25 protein-coding genes and 1 tRNA gene are annotated in these 23,511 nt (G+C 67.8%); 15 read left to right on the top strand and 11 right to left on the bottom strand.

Going from position 1 to position 23,511, the window contains the following annotated elements; translation table 11 throughout:
• Nucleotides 1-41: 41 nt before the first annotated feature.
• The 3 genes from AQJ54_RS43125 to AQJ54_RS01055 are packed head-to-tail and all read right to left on the bottom strand — an operon-like array spanning nucleotide 42 to nucleotide 3,252.
• A complete protein-coding gene (locus AQJ54_RS43125; protein WP_079069676.1) occupies nucleotides 42-1,784 on the bottom strand; it encodes an AAA family ATPase in 1,743 nt (580 codons plus the stop codon).
• Between the two features lie 23 nt (nucleotides 1,785-1,807).
• The gene (locus AQJ54_RS01060; protein ID WP_062232976.1) at nucleotides 1,808-2,524 is read right to left on the bottom strand and encodes a P-loop nucleotide/nucleoside kinase family protein; all 717 of its coding nucleotides are present in this window, start codon (nucleotides 2,522-2,524) and stop codon (nucleotides 1,808-1,810) included.
• Nucleotides 2,494-3,252, bottom strand: a complete 759-nt coding sequence (locus tag AQJ54_RS01055) for a GntR family transcriptional regulator (protein ID WP_062232974.1) — start codon at nucleotides 3,250-3,252, stop codon at nucleotides 2,494-2,496. The genes AQJ54_RS01060 and AQJ54_RS01055 overlap by 31 nt, the downstream gene beginning before the upstream one ends.
• A gap of 487 nt (nucleotides 3,253-3,739) precedes the next feature.
• On the opposite strand from AQJ54_RS01055, the gene AQJ54_RS01050 reads away from it, so the two are divergent.
• From AQJ54_RS01050 to AQJ54_RS00990, 13 genes are all read left to right on the top strand, one after another.
• Nucleotides 3,740-4,009 carry a DUF6284 family protein gene (locus AQJ54_RS01050; RefSeq protein WP_062232971.1) on the top strand — a complete coding sequence of 90 codons (270 nt, stop codon included), beginning with the start codon at nucleotides 3,740-3,742 and terminating at the stop codon, nucleotides 4,007-4,009.
• Nucleotides 4,006-4,452 (top strand): Pycsar system effector family protein, encoded by a 447-nt coding sequence (locus tag AQJ54_RS01045; RefSeq protein ID WP_062232967.1) that lies wholly within the window; start codon nucleotides 4,006-4,008, stop codon nucleotides 4,450-4,452. The genes AQJ54_RS01050 and AQJ54_RS01045 overlap by 4 nt, the downstream gene beginning before the upstream one ends.
• Nucleotides 4,453-4,508: 56 nt before the next feature.
• Nucleotides 4,509-5,567: a conjugal transfer protein gene (locus tag AQJ54_RS01040; protein WP_428843771.1), complete on the top strand. Its 1,059-nt coding sequence runs from the start codon at nucleotides 4,509-4,511 to the stop codon at nucleotides 5,565-5,567.
• Complete coding sequence (locus AQJ54_RS01035) at nucleotides 5,567-5,914, top strand: RRQRL motif-containing zinc-binding protein (protein ID WP_062232960.1); 348 nt, start codon at nucleotides 5,567-5,569, stop codon at nucleotides 5,912-5,914. Before AQJ54_RS01040 ends, AQJ54_RS01035 begins: the two co-directional genes overlap by 1 nt.
• A gap of 2 nt (nucleotides 5,915-5,916) precedes the next feature.
• Nucleotides 5,917-6,234: a hypothetical protein gene (locus AQJ54_RS01030; RefSeq protein ID WP_062232957.1), complete on the top strand. Its 318-nt coding sequence runs from the start codon at nucleotides 5,917-5,919 to the stop codon at nucleotides 6,232-6,234.
• 148 nt (nucleotides 6,235-6,382) lie between these two features.
• Nucleotides 6,383-8,533: an FtsK/SpoIIIE domain-containing protein gene (locus AQJ54_RS01025; RefSeq protein WP_062232954.1), complete on the top strand. Its 2,151-nt coding sequence runs from the start codon at nucleotides 6,383-6,385 to the stop codon at nucleotides 8,531-8,533.
• Between the two features lie 207 nt (nucleotides 8,534-8,740).
• Nucleotides 8,741-9,205 (top strand): hypothetical protein, encoded by a 465-nt coding sequence (locus AQJ54_RS01020; RefSeq protein ID WP_062232952.1) that lies wholly within the window; start codon nucleotides 8,741-8,743, stop codon nucleotides 9,203-9,205.
• A gap of 14 nt (nucleotides 9,206-9,219) precedes the next feature.
• Nucleotides 9,220-9,543 (top strand): hypothetical protein, encoded by a 324-nt coding sequence (locus tag AQJ54_RS01015; protein ID WP_062232949.1) that lies wholly within the window; start codon nucleotides 9,220-9,222, stop codon nucleotides 9,541-9,543.
• Between the two features lie 90 nt (nucleotides 9,544-9,633).
• A complete protein-coding gene (locus AQJ54_RS01010) occupies nucleotides 9,634-10,539 on the top strand; it encodes a bifunctional DNA primase/polymerase (RefSeq protein ID WP_062232946.1) in 906 nt (301 codons plus the stop codon).
• Complete coding sequence (locus AQJ54_RS01005) at nucleotides 10,536-10,970, top strand: hypothetical protein (protein ID WP_211278481.1); 435 nt, start codon at nucleotides 10,536-10,538, stop codon at nucleotides 10,968-10,970. Before AQJ54_RS01010 ends, AQJ54_RS01005 begins: the two co-directional genes overlap by 4 nt.
• Complete coding sequence (locus AQJ54_RS01000) at nucleotides 10,967-12,118, top strand: DUF3631 domain-containing protein (RefSeq protein WP_062232944.1); 1,152 nt, start codon at nucleotides 10,967-10,969, stop codon at nucleotides 12,116-12,118. Before AQJ54_RS01005 ends, AQJ54_RS01000 begins: the two co-directional genes overlap by 4 nt.
• Before the next feature lie 191 nt (nucleotides 12,119-12,309).
• Nucleotides 12,310-12,495 carry a helix-turn-helix transcriptional regulator gene (locus AQJ54_RS00995; RefSeq protein ID WP_062232941.1) on the top strand — a complete coding sequence of 62 codons (186 nt, stop codon included), beginning with the start codon at nucleotides 12,310-12,312 and terminating at the stop codon, nucleotides 12,493-12,495.
• Nucleotides 12,496-12,557: 62 nt separating this feature from the next.
• A complete protein-coding gene (locus tag AQJ54_RS00990) occupies nucleotides 12,558-13,937 on the top strand; it encodes a tyrosine-type recombinase/integrase (RefSeq protein WP_062232938.1) in 1,380 nt (459 codons plus the stop codon).
• 174 nt (nucleotides 13,938-14,111) lie between these two features.
• Here AQJ54_RS00990 and AQJ54_RS00985 read toward each other — a convergent pair.
• Nucleotides 14,112-14,193 (bottom strand) — tRNA-Tyr (locus AQJ54_RS00985).
• 235 nt (nucleotides 14,194-14,428) lie between these two features.
• On the opposite strand from AQJ54_RS00985, the gene AQJ54_RS00980 reads away from it, so the two are divergent.
• A complete protein-coding gene (locus tag AQJ54_RS00980; protein WP_062023344.1) occupies nucleotides 14,429-14,917 on the top strand; it encodes a YajQ family cyclic di-GMP-binding protein in 489 nt (162 codons plus the stop codon).
• Nucleotides 14,918-15,043: 126 nt separating this feature from the next.
• Here the strand turns inward: AQJ54_RS00980 and AQJ54_RS00975 are convergent, their stop codons facing one another.
• Nucleotides 15,044-15,310, bottom strand: a complete 267-nt coding sequence (locus AQJ54_RS00975) for a GlsB/YeaQ/YmgE family stress response membrane protein (RefSeq protein ID WP_020135873.1) — start codon at nucleotides 15,308-15,310, stop codon at nucleotides 15,044-15,046.
• A gap of 138 nt (nucleotides 15,311-15,448) precedes the next feature.
• On the opposite strand from AQJ54_RS00975, the gene AQJ54_RS00970 reads away from it, so the two are divergent.
• A complete protein-coding gene (locus tag AQJ54_RS00970) occupies nucleotides 15,449-16,798 on the top strand; it encodes an APC family permease (RefSeq protein ID WP_062232935.1) in 1,350 nt (449 codons plus the stop codon).
• Nucleotides 16,799-16,969: 171 nt separating this feature from the next.
• On the opposite strand, the gene AQJ54_RS00965 is transcribed toward AQJ54_RS00970, so the two are convergent.
• From AQJ54_RS00965 to AQJ54_RS00940, 6 genes are all read right to left on the bottom strand, one after another.
• On the bottom strand, nucleotides 16,970-17,539 hold the full coding sequence (locus AQJ54_RS00965; protein ID WP_062232933.1) for an SMI1/KNR4 family protein: 570 nt from the start codon (nucleotides 17,537-17,539) through the stop codon (nucleotides 16,970-16,972).
• Nucleotides 17,540-17,708: 169 nt separating this feature from the next.
• A complete protein-coding gene (locus AQJ54_RS00960; protein ID WP_062232931.1) occupies nucleotides 17,709-18,869 on the bottom strand; it encodes a barstar family protein in 1,161 nt (386 codons plus the stop codon).
• A gap of 16 nt (nucleotides 18,870-18,885) precedes the next feature.
• On the bottom strand, nucleotides 18,886-19,278 hold the full coding sequence (locus AQJ54_RS00955; protein WP_062023337.1) for a YccF domain-containing protein: 393 nt from the start codon (nucleotides 19,276-19,278) through the stop codon (nucleotides 18,886-18,888).
• Nucleotides 19,275-20,138 carry a zinc metalloprotease HtpX gene (gene htpX / locus AQJ54_RS00950; protein WP_062232926.1) on the bottom strand — a complete coding sequence of 288 codons (864 nt, stop codon included), beginning with the start codon at nucleotides 20,136-20,138 and terminating at the stop codon, nucleotides 19,275-19,277. Before htpX ends, AQJ54_RS00955 begins: the two co-directional genes overlap by 4 nt.
• 239 nt (nucleotides 20,139-20,377) lie before the next feature.
• Nucleotides 20,378-21,940, bottom strand: a complete 1,563-nt coding sequence (locus AQJ54_RS00945) for an NADH-quinone oxidoreductase subunit N (protein WP_381005509.1) — start codon at nucleotides 21,938-21,940, stop codon at nucleotides 20,378-20,380.
• The gene (locus AQJ54_RS00940) at nucleotides 21,937-23,511 is read right to left on the bottom strand and encodes an NADH-quinone oxidoreductase subunit M (protein WP_062023334.1); all 1,575 of its coding nucleotides are present in this window, start codon (nucleotides 23,509-23,511) and stop codon (nucleotides 21,937-21,939) included. Before AQJ54_RS00940 ends, AQJ54_RS00945 begins: the two co-directional genes overlap by 4 nt.

Raw genomic sequence — 23,511 nt, 5'->3', positions numbered from 1 at the left:
CGAGCTCGGATCGTTCGAGCCAAGAGAAGGAGGCGTGGCGCCTACGTGGCTGCCTTCAACAGAGCAGCTACATGCCTCCGGGCAGGGTCCTCCTTGTGGCATCCAGCCGTAATGGCTGCTGGCAACCACGCTGCCCCCTTGGCCACACCAAGGTTGGGAGCGAATCGCTCCAGTTCACCGACCCTCACAGGGACGATGCCGGCCTCTTCAAGATTACCCAGAAGTCTTTGAGCTGCGACCGGATCACCACGGAAAGCCAACTCCCCGAATTCCTTCAAGGCGGACCAAGGATTCCCCCTACTTCTAAGCTGCGCCATGAACTCTTGACGAACTCCCGCAGTGAATGTTTCCCCTTGCCTAGAGGTGAATACGCCATTCAAAGCAGCAAGAACATTTCCCACGGTGACGACTTCACGCGGCTGTCTAAATTCCGCTGTTGCCCTGTCATAATCCTGCTGAAACTCCGACCAGTCTTTCCCCATGGACTCAACAAGAATTCGAACCTTCCCCCGATCATTCAGGATGTCGAGATCAGGGCTCACTACAACGGGAACACTGACGGAGCGCAGCACTTTCACCAGGCGCGGGAACCCATCCTTCCCTCCACTTGGCACGAATAGAACGTCCCCGGGAAGGATGGAGAGAGAGTCCTTTGGCTCATAATACTCAAGGGCGGAAGCATAGAACGTGCAATCACGTTCCGCCTCCGCCAATACGACCGCCTTATGAAACAGCCCGTCTAGCACATTCGAGTATCGCAGAACCGGATCATTCCAAATTTCTCTCAGGTCACCAACATTCAACTGATGAGCCCGCGTCCCATCGTCACCTCGCCTCTCCAAGCGTACGATCGATACATCCACCTCCGACTGGAGAAGCCCCGAGAGTAGATTCCGGTCATGAGTAGCCAGAACAATTTGGGTATTTTTCACCCTTGCCTGTTCGCCTAGGATCCTCCCCAAAGCAATTGCCTGCGGGGGATGCAGGAATGCCTCAGGCTCGTCGATGAAAACAATTGGGTACGCAGAGGTAACCAACGAGACAAGGAGCCCAATTAGGCTCTTCATCCCATCCCCTTGCTCCATCAACATGGGCAACTTCGACAAGGCATCCCGATATCCGGGATCGATGTTATCTACTGCCGGTGCAGGAATTCCGGGCTCGCCAACCCTCAGATTGACCTGCCTACTTAGCCGGTCAAGGGTGAGCGTCTGACCGAACACCTCCATAGAAATATTGCACAGTTCAGAAAATAGATCACCACGATCCTGCAACACATGAAGAGGCGACACCGCTGGATCATCAAAAATATCCCGCATTTCGACGGAACTCGCACCGTTGATCCGCTGCCATGCATCCCCAAAGAATACAAGCAGGTCATACATCTCTTGGAGTCCATTACTAATGGCAGAATCCGAGAAGCGCCAGTCGATGGAATTTACATGCACCTGTGCGCCAGGTCGGACGAAGTGGCCTTGCCCGCCAGTGTTCACCCTTTTGGCGCTTTGCAAAATCCGTGCTTCAATATCCTCTCTAGTCCCGGACCATTCCAAGGGTACACTTTCGACCACGTGCGAGGTGCCGTGATTGCCAGCGTTAGCCTGACCATACCTGATATGGGTCGACATCTCGCGAATAAATGTCGACTTTCCTGAATTGTTAGGCCCAACGATGGCAGTTACGCCTGCCGCAGGGAGAGTGACTGTATCGCCACTAAAGAGCTTCACGGAAGGCACATTGATCGAGAAATTTTCAGCATTCCCCGCTGGCGCACTATCTGCCATCACGGCTCCTCACGTTTTCGATGTCAGCCCAAGTCAAATTCAGCTTTTTCTAGAGCAGCAATCACAACGGCAGGGTCGCCGTCATACAATAGGTGCGGTGGTTCGTCAGCCTGAGGGGCGATGAATCGAGCACGGTATCGCTGAAGGTCGCTCTCAGAAAAGTAAATCGAGTTTGGGTCGTCTTCATGGAACTCATTGCGCTTGCTGACCCTCGACCAAAGTTGCTCATGGCTGGCCGAAAGGTAGACAAGCACCGGAGTGGCCCCAGCCTGGGTGGCAATGGCTCGCCAGTGAGCACGATCCTTCGGGGTCCAAAAGCCGTGGTCAACGACGACGTCATGCCCGGACTTCAGGTGCTCCGTGAGCTGGACCGCCACGTCCTCCAACACCGGGCGCTCAAGGGTTGGGAAGATCCCTCGAGGAAAGTCGACCCCGTAGACACCGTGCCGGCGGTACATCTCCTCGTCCGGACACAACCGTACGAAGCCGCGCGCGGTGAGAACCCGGGAGAGGGTGGTCTTACCGGACCCTGGGAGCCCGGCCATCAGGACGCAGAACGGTGAACGTGGTGACATCGGTCTCACCATGGTCTGGGAGATGGCGGCCATCTCCGCTTCGGCTTCGGGCGTGATTGTGCCAGCTCTACGGGCGGCGAGCAGGTCCCCCAGTCGATCTTCGAGCACGCTCGCCAGCGTGTCATCTAGGGCCTTCACGGCGAGACCTCTGACTCTGTACGCCATGTACGGCCAGGTCCCCCAAGGTCCACGCCGTACTCCACGATGCTGCCCTCGGTGTCGACGAACTTCGCCGTCATCACGACCACTGGCTCCGACGGCGGGTTTTCGGGGTCCAGCTCCAAGAGGCGGGCGTACTCGGGCGTGAGCAGGCTCGCGGAGGCGGAGTCGATTCGGTGGCTGATCGGGTGGCCTGTCACCTGCGCGATGAGTTGGAGTGATGTCCCTCCGATCAGACGCTCGCTCTCCGCGAGCTGTGGGATGAGCTTCCCGTACCGAATTGGGATCCATGACGTGCTGTGGGCCACGATGCCGTGCCGGTCGCGGTAGACCCGGCTTCGCCGGATCACGTCGGAGCCAGGCTGAATATCCAGCGCTTGGGCCACGTCGGCCGGCGCGGGGACTACGGCCGCCTGATGCGAGTCCGACCTTTCGCCTGCGCCCCAACTAGATCCAGTACGGCGCCCACGGTCCTGGCGCTGAGACCCCGAGGACATCGGAGCGGGCTGGTCCAGGACCTCCGTCCCGATCCCGTGGATCCCCCGCACAAGCCCCTCGTTGCGCAGCTTGCGCAGGGCCTTCTCGGCTGTCGCGGTGCTCACTTTCCACTCTTCCGAGAGGTTCTTGATGCTCGGCAAGAGGGTGCCCGGCTCTAGCTGACCGGACGTAATCAGCTCCGTGTAGTGGGCGGCAATCTTCGCGTACGGCGCCCGATTGTCGGCCTGACCTGCCATGTCCGCCTGCTCCTTTTCGTCACTTCCCTGAGGTTCCCTACCTTACTGCTTGACACCACAGGGAACCCTAGGGAACCTTAGGGATGTGCCCGCCGGTCCCCTCGGGGAGCGGCGGTCGCTGAACCTCGGCACACCTACGGCCAAATCGGGTGGGAACCGAGGGTTGCGTCAACGCCCGGAGGGCTCCGTGAGACGGGCTCGAAGGAAGCGACAGCAGCTTGAGAACTCAAAAGAGAGCTGATGAGGAAGACCGCCCTACCTCTGCGAGCAAGAGGGCGGCGTACGCGGGTCCCGTCCCGACGTACGAGTACAGCGCAATCCGACCTTTCCGCAGCTCAACACCTGCGGCCGGTTGCCTCCGCCGCTCGTCTCGAACGAGCGGCGCCGAGGGGAGCCGGATGTTCCGACTTCAACGGCGCGGTCCCGGGTGGCTAGACCCGGGACCGCTATTCGGGCCGTTCACCCTGTGAGAGGACAACACGACCCAATGAAGGACATCGTCACTGTTCAGGACGCTGTTACCGCCTTCGCCGACTTCATCGAGCCGACGGCCGCGGAGCTAGACGCCATCGAGCAGGAGATGCCGCTGATCCTGGCGGAGGTCGACCTGCTCGACGCACACATCATCACCCTGGACCGCACCCCGACCGAGCTGGACACCCGCCGCATCCGCCGCGCCCGCAACCGCGTGTTGAACGAGCGTCGGACCCTGGCCAACTGCATCGCCAGCGTCACGCTTCCGGAGATCGGCGCATGAGCACCACCGACCCGAAGCTGACGGCCGCGCACGCTGAGGTGAAGGCGGAGATCGCGCGGACCGACAACAAGGTCGCGCTCTTGTTGGCGTTCGTCGGCGCGGTGCTCGCCGGCGCGTGGACGATCGCCCGTGACCTGCCCCTGACCCTGCCCGCCGTGATCGTGGGTGGACTCGGCACGGCCCTGCTGGTCGCGGCGGCCGGCCTGCTGCTGCGCTCGGTGCGCCCCAACCTGTCCGGCCGTCATGGCTTCCCGCTGTGGGCCACCCTGACCCCCGAGCAGATCACCGACGCCGTTACGCGAGATCTGGCCGCCGACGTGGCGGGCCTGTCCCGACTCGCGGTGGTCAAGTTCACCGGACTGCGCCGTGCGGTCGACCTCACCCTGACCGCCGGCGCCCTGCTCATCCTCGCCCTCCTGCTCACCGCGGGGGGTGCGCTGTGAACCGGACCGAGCTGACGCGTATTCAGATCGGTGTGCTGACGGCCGCGTTCGTGCCGATGCTCGCCACGGGCGTGATCGGCGGTATCGGCACCTACAGCAACATCGGCCACGCCTACGGACGCGGCACCGCCCTAGGCGCCCTCGCCGCCGGCGAGGGCGCCACCGCCGTGCTCGCCCTGGTCCTGCTCGGACTGACCATGCTCGGGCAGTCCTCACCGCGCGTCGTACGGATGGGCCTATGGGCGCTGCCCGCCGCCGCATCCGTCATGGGCGCTATGGCCGCACCCGACCCGGCCCGCACCGTCATCTACGCCCTGACCCCGATGGGCATGTCCGTCTCCGCGGAAGGCATGGCCTTTCTCGCCCGCCGGATCGTGGTGCACACCGACGGCCGCGACGCGGAGCACGAGCGGCACACCGCCGACCTCGTACAGGCTCTCGCCTACCACCGCGCCCGCGCCGCTCAACACCCGACCGAGTGGGTCAGGAAGTTCTCGGAGCGCAAGTCGTGGCGCCTTGCCCGCCGGATCGGCGTCGGTGACACCGCCCTGGGATCGAGGCTGCTCGATGTCCAGCGCGATCGGGTCACCGAGGGCGCCGATGCCGCCCTCGCGTCGATGTTCGGCACCTCCACACCCCTCGCGCTCACCACCTCCGCGAATGCGGAGGAATCCACCGAGACTATGAGGAAACGGTCTACGGCTGACCTGGGGGAATCGACCCCCGCCCCGGCCGTGACACTGACCCGGCTCCCGGTACCGGAACCGGTCGCGATCGATGCGGGCAAGTCGATTCTTCCGCTCAAGCCGATGCCCGCCATCCCCGCCCCCACCCCGCCGCCGATCGCGGCGCCGCAGGGGCGGAGCATGGCGGCGGGATCGAGCGCGCCGCGGGGGGTGACCGGCCGGGTTCCCGACGCTGCCCGATCACCCCGACCCCGACGCACCCCTGCTCAGTTGCTCGATCAGGCACGGTCGGCGACGGAAGGTTGGGCGGATGCGAAGGTGACCGCTGAGGGCATCCGCCGCGCAATCCACACCTCGCCGGCCAACGCCCGCAAGCTGCGTGACGCCCTGCTCGCCGAACGCGCCGCCACCGCCGTCACGACGTCCTGATGGGCACGCTCCCGGTGTTCCGGTGGCGCCTGGCCCCGGACGGCTACGCCACCCGCCGCCAACTCCGCGCGCTCAACTTGCGCCCCGGCGGTCAGGACGTGGCCGCCCAGCTCGAACGGCCGCGCCGCCGCCGGGGCCCGCTCATCGCTTACCTCTACCGCATCGACCAGGCCAAACCAGTCCGCCCGATGACCCCGGCACGGTGGGCGGCCCTGGACAAGGCCAACACCGCGCGCCGCACCTGCCCCGAGTGCCGACGGGATGCCGGATACGTCATCCCGCCCACGCTCGGCATGTGCGTGCCCTGCGCCTTCCCCGACAACTCCCCTCCCCTCAGGAGTGCTTGACCATGTCGAAAGCTGAGATCCGCCGCCTGGACAAGGAAATCCGGCGGACCCAGAACAAGCTGGAAGCCGTCCGCAAGGGCGAGTGGTGGCCGCTGACCAGCCGTGAACGCCTGGCCATGTCGCGTGCCATGGCCCGTGGCGCCCGCAGCATCCACCAGGGCCGCAGCACCAGCGGTGCCGAGAACCGGATGGACTCCATCGGCTCCGCCGCTGAGACCCGGCTGAACGCGGAACTGACCGCCCTGCACGGCGAGAAACAGCGCATCCTCACCGAGGACGCCCGCGCCAAGGCCACCAAGAAGTCGTCCGGCTGGTGGTGACCACGCCCACCAGCGCCCTTCCCGCCGCCTGACGAGCGGCGCCTCTCTCTGCTGTCGGGGCGGGCCGTCCCTGCCACGGACCCGGCCCGCCCCGGCACTTCCTTCTTCAACTCCCGCCCTACTCAGGGCAGTCAGGAGCACGTTCAGCATGTCCGAGAACGTCGTCAGCCTCCACAAGAGCCCCGAAACCCCTGATCAGGATGCGTCCGTGACCACCCTGACCGTGGTCCCCGACCCCGCCCCCGCCAAGCCCGTCCCGCTGTGGGTGCGCTCCGGACGCGCGATGCGAACGGCCGTCACCCACGAGACCACCCGCACGACCGCCCGCGCTGTGGTCCGCCACGGCATCTACACAGTCAACGGGGGCCGGATCGTGGCCCGCCGCACCTGGGACGGCAAGACCGGTGCCCGCTACGAACGGATGCTTCGCGCGGCGGAAGCCGCCGGCAACTACGAGGTAGCCGAAGAGTGGGAGGAGCGACTTCAGCGCTTCCGCGAGGCCCGCCACCGCCGCCGCATGGACCTGCTCCACTCCCCGGTCGAGGCCGCCAAGGGCGTTGGGGTCGGCGTCGGCATGAGCATCGGCGTCCTGGTCGCCCTCGGGGTCGTCATGGCCATCAACAACCACGACATCACCGACGTCATCACCCCCCTCGCCGCCACGATCGAGTTCATCGGCCTGCTGATCCAGATCGTGCAAGTCGTGTGGCCCTACGCGATGATCCTCGGGCCGCTGTTCGCCCTGCTGGGCATGTGGGCGGTCGGCAGCAAGCAGCAAGCCGCCCCCGCCTGGGTCATGCCCGCCAACGTCCGCAACAGCGAAGGGGAGCCGATCACCCCGTCCATCGTCGTCAAGGCACTCCGGGACCTCGGCATCCCCGCGATGCGCACCGCCATCAAGGAGATGGGCGACGCCGGCGCGTCCATGCTGGGTCCGATCCGGATCGCCGGATGCGGTGTCGAGGTCGACGTCACCCTGCCCTCCGGCGTGGCCACCAACGAGGTGCAGTCCAAGCGGCGCAAGCTCGCGGAGAACCTGACCCGCCACGAGCACGAAGTGTTCATCACCATCCCACAGGCCGCCCGCACGGTCCGGCTGTGGGTCGCCGACTCCGGCGCCCTGGACGAGCCGATCGGCCCGTCCCCGCTGGTCACCGACGAGACACTGACCGCCGACTACGCCAAGGGCAAGGCCCCGTGGGGTCAGGACCTGCGCGGCGATGCCGCCGCCCTGTCGCTGTATCAGCGCCACCTGCTCATCACCGGTCTGTCCAACCAGGGCAAGACGGCCGCGCTGCGGGCCCTGGCCCTGTGGGCGGTGCTGGACAAGACGGTGGAGTTCCGCATCGCCGACCTCAAGGGCGCAGGCGACTGGGCCATGTTCGAGGGCCTGGCCACCGTCCTCATCCAAGGTCCCACCGATGAGCACGTGATCGAGGCGACCGAGATGATCGAGGGCCTGGTCACGGAGATGGAACGGCGCATGGAACAGCGCCGCCTGGACCCGAGCATTGCCTTCCCGCCCCTGATCGGCCTGGTCGACGAAGCCCAGGTGGCGTTCATGTGCCCGCTCAAGACCACGTGGGTCACCGAGGACGGGAAGGTCAAGGAGGGCGCCCCCTACGGCGGCTCCAAGGCCACCTCCCGGTACTTCATGGCCGTCCGCAAAATCCACAACCAGGGCCGTGTCGTCAACGTCCTGATGTGGCAGGGCACCCAGGACCCCACCGACCAGAACCTTCCCAAGCTGGTCCGCGAGGGCGCCCACACCCGCGCCTCCCTCGCCCTGGGCACCGAGTCGCAGGCCCGCATGGCCCTGGGAGACAAGGCCGTCGACGGCGGCGCCGCCCCCAACCTGCTCCGTCCGGGCCTAGACAAGGGAACGCTGGTAGTCGCCTCCGACGGCATCGCCATCCCGGCCGGCCAGGCATCCATCACGGTCCGCACCCACTTCATCGACGACGAGGCCGCCACCGCCATCACCGACCGCGCCAAGGCCATGCGCGACGGCTTCACCCCCCTGACCCTGGTCGAACAAGGCGAGGACCGCGATGCACTCGCCGACATCGCCACCGCCATCGGCGACTCACCCCGCCCACTGACCACCGACGTCCTCAAGCGGCTCGCAATGCTCGACCAGGACGCCTACGGCCGCTGGACCAACGGCGATCTCAAGCGCGTGCTGGAAGCTGCCGGCGTCGAGTCCTACAAGTCCCACGGACGCATGGTCATCCGCCGCGAAGACGTCCTCACCGCGCTCGCCAACTGCGACGACGAGGATTCCACTTCCGCCTCCTGATCGCGGGGAGGCAGACCCCTCCGCTCCGGGGAGGCGGGGAGAACTCCCCAACCCCCTCCCCGACCCGCCTCCCCCACGTTGATCAGTGAAAACATCGTTTCGGGGAGGCGGGGAGGCACCCCAGGTCAACCCCCTGAAACCCCCTCCACAGCACCCCCGGTGGGGGGCCCTCCTGCCTCCCCGGGCCGCCCTTCGAAGGGATTCCGTATGTACCCCGAATCCATCCGCCACGCCCCCGTCGAGCGGGCCGTGGAAGTCCACCAGCCGACCCCGCTTCCGCCCGCCCTGATGGCACAGGCCCCGGTCGTTCCCGTCCAGCCGGGCACGGTTCCGTCGGTGGCGAGCATCGTCCTGCCCGACGGCCGCGTGGTCACCGGCTATGCGATCAACCCGGTACAGCCCGAACCCCTCGCCGCCAAGCCGGCCGTCTCCAGTGCGGCCGTGAACGTCGCCCTCGGAGGCGTCGGGTTCCTTGCGGTGTGCGGCGGCCTGCTCCTGCTCACCACCTTCATCACGGCGCTTACGGCGCTGATCACTCAGCTCATCACCCTCGCCGCTGTCTGCTTCGGCGGGTTCGTGGCCGTGCAGATCTTCAAGCCGCACGGCCACCAGGGCGGGACCACCGTCAACATCCGCAAAGCGATCTTCAAGCGTAACCACTTCCACGGCTGAAGGAGACCCGCACCGTGTTCGAGATCCGTGTCATCTGCGCTGCTCCGGACGTGCCCCGCGTCGCGCAAGCCGTCCTCGGCTCCGTCGACGCCACCTCCGTGCGTAGCTTCCCGACCCGGGACGGCGCCCGGGTGCGCATGTACATCACCGCCAACCACCGAGGCAGTCACGCCGACTGCACTGTGTGCGACCTCGACGGCATGACCCTCTGGGCCACCCCAGAGGGTCGCGAGGAATGGCGTCCGTGCACCGGCATCGACGACGAAGACATGCTCGCCGCCGGCCTCACCCACGGCGCCCGTCGCCGCGAACCGTGGCAGCGCACCACCCACCGCTAGCTACGCCAAGGGCGGCCCCCGCGTCTCGCCAAAGAACCGGGGCCGCCCTTGTCCAGCCAGTCACCCAACAAGGAACTGGAGACATCCAGCATGACCCATGACCCTCGTTCCGCGCTGCTGCGTGCAGCGCTGGACGCAGCCGAGCGCGGTTGGCACGTCTTCCCCCTCCGCCCCGGCACCAAGCGGCCTGCCCTGCACGGCGAGCAGGCCTGCCCCCGCTCGGGGGAGTGCACCGCGGGGCACCGCAAGTGGGAAGAGCGCGCCACCACCGACCCCGATCGCATCCGTGCGGCCTGGTCCCGCTCGCCGTTCAACGTGGGCATCGCCACCGGCCCCTCCGGGCTGGTCGTCGTCGACCTCGACGTGCCCAAGGACAAGGGCAGTTCGGACGCGCCTAGCGGCGCGGACACCTTCCGAGCGCTCTGCAAGCGCGCCGGACACCCCGTCCCGGACACCTACCGGACCCGGACCGCGAGCGGCGGAGAACACTTTTACCTCGCCGCCCCGGACGGAATCCGCCTGCCCAACACGGCCGGAACCATCGGTGAGTTGGTCGACAGCCGGGCATGGGGCGGCTACGTCGTCGCCGCCGGATCCCGCACCCCCTCCGGGGTCTACGAGGCTCTGTGCGGCGCTGCGGCGACCCCTCTGCCCTCCTGGCTGCAAAGCATCGTCGAACCGGTCCCCAGGGTGCCTCAGGCCCCTTCGGTGGCCGTAGCGGGGCAATCGCGGCGATATGCGGATGTAGCGCTCGACAGTGAGGTGCGATCCGTCGCCGCGGCTCAACTCGGTTCGCGGGAAGCCGCGTTGTTCCGTGCCGCGCGCGCCCTGGGACGGTTCGTCGCGTGGGGCGACCTCCCCCGGCATGTGGTGGAGCAGGCTCTTCAGGAGGCGGGCGAGGCGGCTGGACTCACCGTCGCTGAGTGCCGCTCCACCCTGCGCAGCGCCCTGAACTGGTCTATCGCCCACAACTCCGGCAGGCGGGATGCGGCATGAGCGCCCCTTCCCGTCCCCATCTGAAGAGCATCACCCTTGCCCAGGACGGCCCGGACGCCGCCAAATGGGTCCCGCCCCGCCCGACCGAAGGCGCCCCGAAGGACGCCGCCCGGCAGGGCGTCGTCACTGCTCTGCGCCCTGACCGCTCCCCGGCCCCCGACCAGGACCCCGGACCTGACCCGGACCCCACACCGGAGCAGCCCGGCATCCGCATCTACGCCCCGCCCGTCTACCGCGACCACTACGACGGCGCCCGCTGGTCCAAGCGCTACGGCGACACCCCCACCGCCGCATGGGCCTGCCCGTGTGGCGAGAGTCGCCGCGCCCGCGGACCGCGGACCGTCGCCCAGTTGATCGCGGACTACCAGGACCACAGGGCCGCCTGCACAGGCACGCCGGTCACCCCCCAGGAAGGAAGGGCCGCCGCATGACCCCCACTCCCATCGACGGGGCCGCGCTGCTGGACGAGGTGGAAGCCTTCCACCGCCGCTTCAACGTCTTCCCCCACGAGGCCGCCTACGTGGCCGTGGTCCTGTGGGACGCCCACGCCCACCTGCTCGACTGCTTCGAGTCCACCCCGCGCCTTGCGTTCCTGTCGCCCGAACCGGGGTCCGGGAAGTCCCGTGCGCTGGAGATCGTGGAAACGCTCGTGCCCAACCCCATGGCCGCTGTCGACGCCTCCGCGGCCGCGCTCTTCCGCGCCGTGGCAGGGGTCGACGGCAAACGGCCCACGATCCTCTTCGACGAGATCGACACCATCTTCGGCCCCAAGGCCGGGGAGAACGAGCAGCTCCGGGGCTTCATCAACGCAGGACACCGCCGCAACCGGCCGATGTTCCGCTGCGTGGGAGACGGCGCCAACCAGACCGTGCAGGCCTTCCACTCCTACGCAGCCGTCGCCGTGGCCGGACTCGGCTACCTGCCCGACACCATCCGGGACCGCTCCGTCAACATCCGCATGCGCCGCAGGGCCCGCAACGAGAAGATCGAGCCCTACCGCACCCGCATCCACGAGAAGCAAGGTTTCGCCCTGCGCGACAGGCTCGCCACCTGGGCAGAGCAGGTCAGCGAACGCGTCATGAACGTGTGGCCGACCCTGCCCGAGGGCGTCACGGACCGGCCCGCCGACGTGTGGGAACCGCTACTCGCGATCGCAGACGCCGCAGGCGGCAACTGGCCCGACCGGGCACGGGCGGCCTGCGTCGCCCTGGTCACCGCGTCCAAGGCCAACGACAAAGGCAGTCTCGGAGTCCGGCTGCTGACCGACCTGCGCGATCACGTCATGGTCGGCATCGACCGCCTTCCCACCGTCGCCATCCTGGACCGGCTCAACGCCCTGGACGACGCCCCCTGGGCCGACCTGCACGGCAAGCCGCTCGACAACCGGCGCCTGTCCAAGATGCTCGCGGAGTACATGACGGCCGACAACGAGCCGATCGCCTCCCGCAACATCAAGGCCGCCGGGAGCGTCCTCAAGGGCTACTACGTCGCCGATCTGTGGGACGCATGGGCCCGCTACTGCCCCCCACCCCCGGAAAGTCCGCTACCTCCGCTACCCGGCACCGAAAACGTGGCCTGACCAGCACTAATGCGGTAGCGGCAACTCGCCCCGGTTGCCGCTACCGCCCCGCTACCCATCCGCTACCGCTACCCCTTCCCGCTACCTCCAACAAGCCCCTGACCTGCGAGGTAGCGGAGGTAGCGGAAGTAGCGCCCCTCAGGAGGGGGTCGACGGGCCCCCGCTCCTCATCCCGAGAAGGAGTTGCCGTCTTGGCAGGCACCGAGAAGCTCAAACTCTGCGAAGTCCTCAGTGAGATCAAGATGAGCCGGGCCGCGTTCTACCGCATGCGCGCCCGTGGCAGGGCTCCGAAGCTCATCAAGCTGTCGAACGGGCAACTCCGTTGCCGTCGAAGTGACCTCGACGCCTGGTGGGCGTCCATGGAAGACGCAGCCTGACTACCTTCCCCCGCACTCAAGACACGAGGGGCCCGCTGGAAGCGGGCCCCTTTGGAGTTCATATGGCACTGACCTACGACGTTCGCCTCTACTCCATCGAGGTCCGCAAGGATCGCCCGAAGCCCTACCGCCTGCGCTGGCTGGTCGGGGAGCGCAAGCACTCCAAGAGCTACACCCTCAAGGTGCAGGCGGAAGGCCGCCGTTCGGAACTCATGTCCGCCGTACGACACGGCTACCAGTTCGACGAAGAGACTGGCCTGCCCGTATCCGAACTACGCGCCAAGCAGGGCTCCATCACGTGGTACGAGCACAGTCGCACGTACGTCGACCGCAAGTGGGCGCTGGCCCCTGCGAAGTCGCGGAAGAACTACGCCGATGCGCTGGCCACCATCACCCCAGCGCTCGTGAAGACGAAAACGGGGATGCCCGACACCGCGCTCATGCGGCGCGCGCTGTACGGGTGGGCGTACAACCGGAACCGCTGGGACGAGAGCCCGCCGGACGATGTGGCCCGCGCTCTCGCCTGGATCTCAAAACACTCGATGCCGGTCTCTGCGATGGAGGACCCAGCGACCGTGCGTCTGGCCTTGGATGCACTGTCCCTACGGCTGGACGGGAAAGAGGCATCGCCGCGCACCGCGAAGCGCAAGCGAGCCTGCCTGAGCGATGTTCTCGGGCTCGCCGTGGAAGAGCAGTACTTCACCATGCCGGTCAACCCGATCACGGCCGTGAAGTGGACTGCCCCGAAATCGGTGGAAGCGGTCGACCCCGAGAGCGTCGCCAACCCTCGCCAGGTCCGCGCGCTGCTGGCGGGGGTGCGTGAGCAGGGGCCGCGTGGGCGACACCTGGAAGCGTTCTTTGGGTGCCTGTACTACGCAGCCATGCGCCCCGCCGAAGCCTCCGGATTGCGCGTGAGCCAGTGCCACCTCCCGGAGACGGGGTGGGGCATGCTCACCCTGCGGCAAGGAATCGTCCGGGCCGGACGGAGCTGGACCGACGACGGAACGGCACATGAGACGCGTCACCTCAAGGCCCGCGCCAAGAAGGACTCCCGTCCGGTACCGATCCCACCCCACTTCGTCCGCCTACTGCGGGAGCACATCACCACGCACGGCACGGCACCCGATGGGCGCCTTTTCCGGACGAACCGCGATGGGCTGCTACAGGAGACCGGATATGGAGAGGTGTGGGCCAAGGCCCGGAAGGACGTACTGACCGAAGCGGAAACAGCCTCGCTGCTGGCCCGCCGGCCCTACGACCTTCGGCACGCCGGCGTGTCGTTCTGGCTCAGTTCCGGGGTGGACGCCATGGAGTGCGCCCGCCGGGCCGGACACAGCATCGCGGTGCTGCACAAGGTGTACGCCAAGGTGCTTGACGAGACCCAGGAGCGTGCGAACAGCCGGATCGACGCCGCACTTCGGGAGTGGAACGAGCCCGAGTGATCATGCTCACCCCCGGGGGACACCTGGGGGACACGCACTGATCGACAGTGGGATATGGGCGGTACGAGGTGAGACACGTCCACGTCCCGTCAACGGCGAATCGAACAGCACGGGCAACGCAGAGACCCCCTCTCACCAGGTGATTAACCTGGTGAGAGGGGGTCTCTCTCAGCGTGGCGGCGCCAGGATTCGAACCTGGGAAGGCTGAGCCGGCAGATTTACAGTCTGCTCCCTTTGGCCGCTCGGGCACACCGCCGGGGATGCTGCCCTTCGAACCGTCTTTCGGCGGTGCTCCGTGGCAACGACGTAAACAATACCCGATGCCCAGGGGTGCTTCGCCACCCGATTGATCTGCGCCCGCGGGGCGTGGGGTGACTAGGCTTGGGCGGATGCGGCCCGGGTCCACGACAGGCTCGGCGCCCACCCCCACGTACGCCGATACACATCCGTACGCACGCCGACACGCACCCCGATACAAGGAGCCACAGGACATGGCCGACTCCAGTTTCGACATCGTCTCGAAGGTCGAGCGGCAGGAGGTCGACAACGCCCTCAACCAGGCCGCCAAGGAGATCTCCCAGCGCTACGACTTCAAGGGCGTGGGTGCCTCGATCTCGTGGTCCGGTGACAAGATCCTGATGGAGGCGAACTCCGAGGACCGGGTCAATGCGGTCCTCGACGTCTTCCAGTCCAAGCTGATCAAGCGTGGGATCTCGCTGAAGGCGCTCGACGCGGGCGAGCCCCAGCTCTCCGGCAAGGAGTACAAGATCTTCGCGTCGATCGAGGAGGGCATCTCCCAGGACAACGCGAAGAAGGTCGCGAAGATCATTCGTGACGAGGGCCCGAAGGGTGTGAAGGCCCAGGTGCAGGGCGACGAGCTGCGGGTCAGCTCGAAGAGCCGCGACGACCTTCAGGCCGTTATCGCCCTGCTGAAGGGCAAGGACTTCGACTTCGCGATCCAGTTCGTGAACTACCGGTAAGCCGCTGACCCATCGAGCCATGGAGCCATCGAGCCGCTGGACCGACGGCTTCACGGCTTCACGAGGAAGGGTGGGCACCTGGCCGGTGCCCACCCTTCTCGCCTGCTGGCTGCGGTCCAGGGTGACTCAGTCGCGCGAGTTGCCGAACAGGAGACGGTAGGCGATCAGGAGGACGAGTGAGCCGCCGATCGCGGCCGCCCAGGTGGCGCCGTCGAAGAAGTCCTTCGAGATCGGGTGGTCCAGCCAACGGGCCGATATCCAGCCGCCGATGAACGCGCCCGCGACTCCGATGAGTGTGGTCCCGAGGATGCCGCCCGGGTCGCGTCCCGGCAGCAGGAACTTGGCGATGGCTCCGGCCAACAGCCCGAGGATGATCCAGCCGATGATGCTCATGCCCTGAACCTGCCCTTCCGCGCTGTGCCCGCACAGTCCGCGGGCTGTGATCTACGTCCCGGCGAACCATGCGGATCCTGCCGGAGAGGACGTCAGGGCCATGCTCCGCGGTTGCACCCGGTCAGTAGGGTGCGGCTCATGACGCAATCCGCTGCCGAACTGCGGCGCACCCTGGGGGTGACCGACGCCGTCGTCATCGGGCTCGGTTCGATGATCGGCGCCGGCATCTTCGCCGCCCTCGGTCCGGCTGCCCGCGCCGCCGGTTCCGGGCTGCTGCTCGGACTCGCCGTCGCCGCCCTGGTCGCCTACTGCAACGCCACGTCCTCAGCTCGGCTGGCCGCCCTGTACCCCGCCTCGGGCGGCACGTATGTCTACGGACGCGAACGGCTCGGTCCGTTCTGGGGTTACCTCGCGGGCTGGTCGTTCGTGGTCGGGAAGACGGCCTCCTGTGCGGCGATGGCTCTGACGGTGGGGGCGTACGTCTGGCCGGGACAGGCCCATGCCGTGGCCGTCGCTGCTGTGGTGGCACTGACCGCGGTGAACTACGGCGGCATCCAGAAGTCCGCGTGGCTGACCCGGGTGATCGTGGCGGTGGTCCTCGCTGTCCTCGCTTCCGTCGTGGTCGTGTGTCTCGGGTCGGGTGCGTCCGAGGCCGGGCGGCTGGACGTGGGGGCCTCGGGCGGCGCGGGCGGGGTGCTGCAAGCTGCCGGTCTGCTGTTCTTCGCGTTCGCGGGTTACGCGCGCATCGCAACCCTCGGCGAGGAGGTACGGGACCCCGCGCGCACCATCCCCCGCGCGATCCCCCTGGCCCTGGGTATCACGCTGGTCGTCTACGCGGCGGTGGCCGTGGCTGTCCTTTCTGTGCTCGGTGCCGACGCTCTGGGACGTGCAGGTGCGCCGCTGGTCGAGGCGGTGCGGGCGGCCGGGGTGCCGGGGCTCGCGCCGGTGGTGCGGGTCGGTGCCGCCGTGGCCGCGCTCGGCTCGCTGCTCGCCCTGATCCTGGGCGTCTCACGGACGACGCTGGCCATGGCACGGGACGGACATCTGCCCCGCGCGCTGTCCGCCGTCCACCCCCGTTTCCAGGTACCGCACCGGGCTGAGGCGGCCGTGGGCGCGGTGGTCACGGTCCTCGCCGCCACGGTGGACGTCCGGGGCGCGATCGGGTTCTCCTCCTTCGGTGTGCTGGCGTACTACGCGGTGGCCAACGCGTCGGCATGGACGCTGAGTTCGGCTTCGGGATCGGGATCGGGTTGGTCTGCGGGTTCAGGATCGGGATCGGGATCGTCCGCGGGTTCGACGTCGGATGCAGATTCGGGTTCAGATTCGGGTTCAGGTTCGGGTTCGGTGGCTCGAGTGGTTCCGGCGGTGGGTCTGCTCGGGTGCGGGGTACTGGCGTTCGCGCTTCCGGCCGTTTCGGTGGTTGTGGGGGCGGGAGTACTGGGGGTCGGGGCGGTCGCGTACGGGGTACGGAAGTTGCGGGCGCGGTAGTGGAGGCAGCGCCGTACGTGGGGCGGCTCCGTGGGGGCGGTGCGGCTGACAGGTCGGCCGTGGCGCATGCCCTGGCGGGCGGCGCGGCCCGCGCGGCCTGTTGTTAACCCCGCCCGAGTCGCAGTCGCCGCACCGCGGTGTGCGGCGTAGGGGTCGGTGTCCCCTCTCCCGTCAGGACGCCTGAACTGACCGGCTCGTGCGTATTCGGAACTCCGCCCAAGGGGCCATCTCCAGCTCCTCGTTCATCTCCTCGTACCAGCCCGTGCCGTCGACCCACGTTCGCAGCCAGTCGGCGAGGGTGGCGCTGTCGACGAACCAGGAGTGCTCGCAGTCGCCTGCGTTGGGTTCGAAGAGCAGGACCGGGGCTCCCTCGGTGCGGCAGTCCACGCACGCGTACATCGCGCAACCCCAGTGGGATATCGGCAGGACGCCTTCGGGCCAGGGCCAGTCGGGGTCCTTACGGCCGCTCTTGCGGTTGGCGAGGTACTGCACGACGGCGGCGGGCTCGCCGGCCGGCGGACTGTCGAGGAGGGGCAACAGCCCGTACTCCGGGCCGAATCCACCGTCTCCTATGTGCAGGTACAGGTCTGCGAGCAGCGGAGGCAGGCGGAAGCCCAGCGCGGCCTCGGCGCGGCTCAGGGTGGCCGCATCCACCGGCTCGGGGAGGGAAGCCCAGCCCCACGGACGGGTGTTGCGGGCCTTGTCCGCCACCCGTGCCAGCAACTGCTCGCTCTCGGTCATGCATTCATGATGCAGCGCGGCACCGACAGTCGGGCGGGCCTGTGGACAACCATCGACCTGTGGACAACCCCCGGCCCGAGCCCGACCACCAGCCTGTGGACAACTGCCGACCTGGAAAGCCTGGACGCCCCCGGCGACCACGACTCAGCCCAATGCGCCCCCCTTCCGCTCAGGCCAGGCGGACCTCGACCCGATCGCGCTCGGCGAGAAAAGCGACGAGCTCATCGAAACTCGGCGGGCGGCGGACGGCGTGCGGGGTGACGCCCAGACAGCGGTGGGCGACCTCGGAGTCGTGCCAGACCAGGCGGAAGGGCGGAGCTACGCCCCAACGGCCGTGCAGGCAGTCGTTCAGGGCGTCCAGGCCCCACCCGAAGTAGCCACCGGGGCCGTTGACCGCCTCACCCAAGGCGCAGAAGAAGCCGGGCAGGTCGGTGATATGGCGGCCGTCGAGATGACAAATCGTGTCCGGTGCCAGGTCCGGGCGGCCGTGTTCATGGTTGTCGAGCGCTGTTCGCAGCCAGAACCGGCGTCCTTCGGGACCGCACTGCTTCCAGCGGTTGCACTCCTCCGGGCGCCCCGCTCCCCACAGGTCCCACACCTCTGGGGCTGCGAGCGGTGGCCGCTCCGACCACAGGTCGAGGGTGAGGTCGACGAGGCCGGGACCTCGAGCTGACGGGATCCAGGCCCGCAGCTCGCCTTCGGCGGCGGTCTGCACGGGACGCCCGGACGAGTCGACACGGAGGAGCTTCGCGTGTCCGAGGTCTTCCTCCCCGGCGTCCAACGCGGCCTTAAGGGCGCCTTGTGGTGAGCATCCGAGCAGGCGCACCGGCGGTTCCGTGGGATCGTCCTGAGGCTCTCGGAGGTGAGCCAGGTCGCGGCATGTGCCGTACTGTCCGTTCTCCGCGGCAAGCAGCCGATAGCCCGGGGACAGCGGCGGGCGCCTCGGATAGTCGTCCTGATCGTCTTCGGCTTCGGTGCCCTCGATCGTGACGTCGCGGAGGGTCAGATCGCGGGCGCAGGGGCGGTCGCCGAGTACTCGGACGTCTTCCAGGTACCACTCGCCGCCCACCGCGCCAGCCTTGTCAAGGATCTCCAGGATCAGTTCGCCGAGGGGCGCCGAGCCCGTGGCACGCGCCTCTACGAGGGCTTCCCGGAGGACGCCTTCAGGAGCGCAGCCCAGGAGTTCGTACGTCTTTCGGACCGGTGGCGGCGGGTCGGCGAAGAGGTCGGTGACGTCCTCGCACAGGGCCCAGGTCGCCTCGTAGCCCTCATGGCCCTCGAACTCGGCCTGACGGTCGTACGACAGCAGGACGTACTTCGGTGCCCCCACTCCCCCGACCCGCCCGTCAGCGGGCCGCGAACGGTACGTCCGTGGGGACGATCTCCCGGCCCAGCGGGAAGAGGGACACGGGGATCAGCTTGAAGTTGGCGATGCCGAACGGGATTCCGATGATCGTCAGGCAGAGGACGAGTCCGGTCGCGATGTGGCCCAGGGCGAGCCACCAGCCGGCGAGGACCAGCCACAGGACGTTGCCCAGGCAGGAGGGCGCGCCCGCGTCCCGGCGCTCGATCGTGGTGTACCCGAAGGGCCACAGGGCGTAGACGCCGATGCGGAAGGCGGCTATCCCGAACGGGATGCCGATGATCGTGATGCAGAGCAGCACACCCGCGGCCAGGTATGCGAGGAAGAGCCAGAAGCCGCTGAGGATGAGCCAGATGACGTTCAGGATGGTTTTCACTGGGGGCGACCTGCCATCTTCTCGAGCCGGGCGATGCGCTCCGCCATCGGCGGGTGCGTCGAGAACATCTTGGACAGTCCCTGACCAGGGCGGAAGGGGTTCGCGATCATCATGTGACTCGCGGTCTCGATACGTGGTTCCGGGGGCAACGGCAGCTGCTGGGTGCCCATTTCGAGCTTGCGCAGGGCGCTGGCGAGCGCGAGGGGGTCGCCGGTGAGCTGGGCTCCGGAGGCGTCCGCCTCGTACTCCCTGGACCGGCTGATCGCCAGCTGGATGAGGCTGGCCGCCAGCGGACCGAGGATCATGATCAACAGCATGCCGAGCAGGCCCGGGCCGTCATCGTCGTCGGAGCGGCCGACGGGGATCAGCCAGGCGAAGTTGACCAGGAACATGATCACGGAGGCGAGCGCGCCGGCGACCGACGAGATCAGGATGTCGCGGTTGTAGACGTGGCTGAGCTCATGGCCGATGACGCCGCGCAGTTCGCGCTCGTCCAGGATCCGCAGAATGCCGTCGGTGCAGCACACCGCGGCGTTGCGCGGGTTGCGGCCGGTCGCGAAGGCGTTGGGGGCCTCGGTCGGCGAGATGTACAGGCGCGGCATGGGCTGGCGGGCCTGGGTGGAGAGCTCGCGAACCATGCGGTACAGGGCCGGCGCCTCGAACTCGCTCACCGGGCGCGCGCGCATCGCGCGTAGAGCCAGCTTGTCGCTGTTCCAGTACGCGTACGCGTTGGTGCCCAGCGCGATCAGGACGGCCACGATCAGCCCCATGCGGCCGAAGAAGCTGCCGATGACGATGATGAGTGCGGACAGCCCTCCGAGGAGGACTGCGGTCCTGAGCCCGTTGTGCCGGCGGTGCACGGTGCGCCCTCCAAGTGGTGCCGCAGAGGAACCCTTTGCTTACTGGTCTCCGATGTCTTCCGAGCCACTGGTCCGTGGTGTCACGTCCAGTGGACCCTTCCGTTCTCCTCAACGCCAGGCGGCGGCCACGAGTTCCCTGGTGGGCGTGGAGGCCCAGGTGGGCCGTCCGGGTGACGGGTCGGGAGACAGGTCGGGTTCGGGTTCCGGAAGGGTGACGGCTCGCTTCTGTGCCGGTGGTTTCAGAAGAGGCCGGTGTCGGTGAAGCGCAGCACCAACTGGGGTGCGCCGGAGAGGACGAGACCGAGGACTCCGGTCAGGGCGAGCGCCGCGGTCAGGGGGGCGGGAACGCGGTGCGCGGCCGGTTCGCCCTCGGGGGCCCGGAACAGCAGGGTCGTCCACTGGAGGTAGTAGAACAGCGCGATCACGACGTTGATCGCCATGACGACCGCCAGCCAGCCGAGTCCCGCGTCCACGGCCGCCGAGAACACGGTGACCTTGGCGAACAGGCCGATGATGCCCGGCGGCAGCCCGGCCAGGCAGAGCAGGAAGAAGGCCATGAGGAGGGCGGCGAGGGGGTTGGACGCGTAGAGGCCGCGGTAGTCGGAGAGGCGGTTCGCGGTCCTCGTACGGCCCACCAGAGCGGCCACCGCGAAGGCGCCGAGGTTCACGGCGGCGTACATGAGGGCGTAGGCGACGGTGGAGCCCACGGAGCGCTCGGCATGGTCGGTGTACGCGGCCGCGGCGATCGGGACGAGGAGGTAGCCGGCCTGGCCGACCGAGGACCAGGCGAGCAGTCGTACCGCGCTGTACGCGCGCGTGGCCTGCTGTCGCAGTGCGCCCACATTGCCGACGGTCATGGTGAGGGCGGCCAGAGCGGCGAGTGCCGGTCCCCAGACGTCGGCGTACGACGGCAGGGCTACGACGGTGACAAGGATCAGGCCGGAGAAGCCGACCGCCTTGCCGACGACCGACAAGTAGGCGGCGATCGGGAGGGGCGCGCCCACGTACGTGTCGGGCACCCAGAAGTGGAAGGGCACCGCGGCCGTCTTGAAGGCGAAGCCGACGAGGGTGAGGACGACGCCGGTCTGGGCGAGGGTGTGGAGCTGTCCGTCGACGTGCTGGATGCGGTCGGCGACCTGGGTGAGATACAGGGTGCCCGTCGAGGCGTACACGAAGCTGATGCCCATGAGGCTGACCGCGGTCGCGGTGACCGAGGACAGGAAGAACTTCAGGGCCGCTTCGGACGATTTCCTGTCGCCGTGCCGGATGCCCACGAGCGCGAAGGCGGGCAGTGAGGCAACCTCCAGGGCGACGATCAGGGTCGCCAGGTCGCGGGAGGCGGGCAGGAGGGCGGCGCCGGCCGCGGAGGAGAGCAGCAGGAACCAGTACTCCCCTTCGGGGAGCTGCTTGTCGGCGTCCTTGAGGGTGGTGACCGACAGGAGGGCCGCCAGCAGGGCTCCGCCGAGGACGAGGAACTGGATGACGAGGGTGAAGCGGTCCACCGTGTAGCTGCACACGCGTGTGTCGCCGGTCAGGCAGAAGGTGCTGCGGTCGCCGTCCAGGAGGGGCAGCAGCAGGAGCGCGGAGGCGGCGAGGCCCGCGACCGACAGCCAGCCGAGCAGGGCCTTCTTCCGGTCGCCCACGAACAGGTCGGCGACCAGGACGACGAGCCCGACGACCGCCACGAGGGTGGGGGGTGCGATGGCGAGCCAGTCGACGGACTGGACGAGGTTCGCGGCCATCACGGCCGGCGACTCTGCCGAGGATGCCAATGGCGTGGCCACGGCGGCCAGGGTGCTCATCGTTTGCCTCCTGCGAGGAGCTGCTGCACGGCCGGGTCGGTCAGGCCCAGGAGGGCCTTCGGCCACAGGCCCGCTACGACGGTGAGGGCGACGAGTGGCGTCCATGCGGCGAACTCGTAGGTGTGGACGTCGGCGAGCTGCGGGGCGTCCTGGGGTACGGCGCCCATGCAGACGCGGCGGACCACGACGAGCATGTACGCGGCCGTCAGGAGGGTGCCGAACGCGCCGATCGCCATGAAGGTGAGGAAGGCGGGGCGGCTGAGATCGTCGGCGGGCTTGAACGCGCCGAACAGGGCCAGCATCTCGCCCCAGAAACCGGCGAGCCCGGGGAGCCCGAGCGAGGCCACCGCTCCGAAGGCCAGCAGGCCGCCGAGGCGGGGGGCCTTGCCGTACAGGGCGGCGCCCGTCTCCTCGGCGAGGGTGTCGAGATCGGTGGTGCCCGTACGGTCCTTCAGCGCGCCGACCAGGAAGAACAGGAGTCCGGTGATGAGGCCGTGGGCGATGTTGGCGAACAGGGCGCCGTTCACGCCGGTCGGGGTCATGGTGGCGATGCCGAGGAGGACGAAGCCCATGTGGCCGACGGAGGAGTAGGCGATGAGGCGTTTGAGGTCGCCCTTCGCTCCCCTCTTGGCGAGGGCGAGGCAGGCCAGGGATCCGTAGATGATCCCGACCACGGCGAAGGCGGCGAGGTAGGGCGCGAACTCGCGGAAGCCGTCGGGCGCCACCGGCAGCAGAATGCGCACGAACCCGTACGTACCCATCTTCAGCAGGACACCGGCCAGCAGGACCGAGCCGACGGTGGGGGCGGCGGTGTGGGCGTCGGGCAGCCAGCTGTGCAACGGCCACATCGGGGTCTTGACCGCGAGCCCGATCCCGATCGCCAGAACGGCGATGACCTGCACGGATGTGGTCAGCGACCGGCCGTTGTCAGTGGCGAGTGCCACCATGTCGAATGTGCCCGCCTTGATCCCGATCAGGAGCAGGCCGAGCAGCATGACGACCGAACCGAGCAGGGTGTACAGGATGAAGCGCCAGGCGGCGGCCTGACGTTCCGCGCCGCCCCAGCGGGCGATGAGGAAGTACATCGGGATGAGCACCGTCTCGAACGCGAGGAAGAACAGCAGCAGATCGAGGACGGCGAAGGTCGCGAGGGTGCCGGACTCGAGGACGAGCAACAGCGCGACGAAGGCCTTCGGGGTCGGCCCCGAAGGCATCTTGAAGTAGGAGTAGAGCGCGCAGAGGAAGGTCAGCAGCGCGGTCAGGACCAGAAGGGGGAGGGAGATGCCGTCGATGCCGAGGTGGATGCGCACGTCGAGTGCGGGGATCCAGCTGATGTCGGTCGTGGCCTGCATCTTCGACGGATGGTCGTGGTCGAAGCCGAGCGCGAGGACGATCGCGGCGATGAGGATCACGCCGGTGACCGTGACGCCGTGCCGCAGCACCGCCTGCTCGGGCGACTTCCCCCTCAGTCCGGGCGGGGCGGGCAGCAGGGCCGTGACGGCGCCGAGGAGCGGACCGGCCACGATCAATGCCAGAAGGAACTGCATCACGGACTCGTTGATATCGATCAC

This window comes from Streptomyces griseorubiginosus (assembly GCF_001514195.1).
GTDB classification, from domain to species: domain Bacteria; phylum Actinomycetota; class Actinomycetes; order Streptomycetales; family Streptomycetaceae; genus Streptomyces; species Streptomyces griseorubiginosus.
This window is presented reverse-complemented; position numbering and strand designations above follow the sequence as displayed.

Excerpts from the sequence above, each read along its gene's own strand:
- AQJ54_RS43125 (WP_079069676.1), bottom strand. The coding sequence starts at position 1,784 with ATGGCAGATAGTGCGCCAGCGGGGAATGCTGAAAATTTCTCGATCAAT.
- AQJ54_RS01060 (WP_062232976.1), bottom strand. The coding sequence starts at position 2,524 with ATGGCGTACAGAGTCAGAGGTCTCGCCGTGAAGGCCCTAGATGACACG.
- AQJ54_RS01055 (WP_062232974.1), bottom strand. The coding sequence starts at position 3,252 with ATGGCAGGTCAGGCCGACAATCGGGCGCCGTACGCGAAGATTGCCGCC.
- AQJ54_RS01050 (WP_062232971.1), top strand. The coding sequence starts at position 3,740 with ATGAAGGACATCGTCACTGTTCAGGACGCTGTTACCGCCTTCGCCGAC.
- AQJ54_RS01045 (WP_062232967.1), top strand. The coding sequence starts at position 4,006 with ATGAGCACCACCGACCCGAAGCTGACGGCCGCGCACGCTGAGGTGAAG.
- AQJ54_RS01040 (WP_428843771.1), top strand. The coding sequence starts at position 4,509 with ATGCTCGCCACGGGCGTGATCGGCGGTATCGGCACCTACAGCAACATC.
- AQJ54_RS01035 (WP_062232960.1), top strand. The coding sequence starts at position 5,567 with ATGGGCACGCTCCCGGTGTTCCGGTGGCGCCTGGCCCCGGACGGCTAC.
- AQJ54_RS01030 (WP_062232957.1), top strand. The coding sequence starts at position 5,917 with ATGTCGAAAGCTGAGATCCGCCGCCTGGACAAGGAAATCCGGCGGACC.
- AQJ54_RS01025 (WP_062232954.1), top strand. The coding sequence starts at position 6,383 with ATGTCCGAGAACGTCGTCAGCCTCCACAAGAGCCCCGAAACCCCTGAT.
- AQJ54_RS01020 (WP_062232952.1), top strand. The coding sequence starts at position 8,741 with ATGTACCCCGAATCCATCCGCCACGCCCCCGTCGAGCGGGCCGTGGAA.
- AQJ54_RS01010 (WP_062232946.1), top strand. The coding sequence starts at position 9,634 with ATGACCCATGACCCTCGTTCCGCGCTGCTGCGTGCAGCGCTGGACGCA.
- AQJ54_RS01005 (WP_211278481.1), top strand. The coding sequence starts at position 10,536 with ATGAGCGCCCCTTCCCGTCCCCATCTGAAGAGCATCACCCTTGCCCAG.
- AQJ54_RS01000 (WP_062232944.1), top strand. The coding sequence starts at position 10,967 with ATGACCCCCACTCCCATCGACGGGGCCGCGCTGCTGGACGAGGTGGAA.
- AQJ54_RS00990 (WP_062232938.1), top strand. The coding sequence starts at position 12,558 with ATGGCACTGACCTACGACGTTCGCCTCTACTCCATCGAGGTCCGCAAG.
- AQJ54_RS00980 (WP_062023344.1), top strand. The coding sequence starts at position 14,429 with ATGGCCGACTCCAGTTTCGACATCGTCTCGAAGGTCGAGCGGCAGGAG.
- AQJ54_RS00975 (WP_020135873.1), bottom strand. The coding sequence starts at position 15,310 with ATGAGCATCATCGGCTGGATCATCCTCGGGCTGTTGGCCGGAGCCATC.
- AQJ54_RS00970 (WP_062232935.1), top strand. The coding sequence starts at position 15,449 with ATGACGCAATCCGCTGCCGAACTGCGGCGCACCCTGGGGGTGACCGAC.
- AQJ54_RS00965 (WP_062232933.1), bottom strand. The coding sequence starts at position 17,539 with ATGACCGAGAGCGAGCAGTTGCTGGCACGGGTGGCGGACAAGGCCCGC.
- AQJ54_RS00945 (WP_381005509.1), bottom strand. The coding sequence starts at position 21,940 with ATGAGCACCCTGGCCGCCGTGGCCACGCCATTGGCATCCTCGGCAGAG.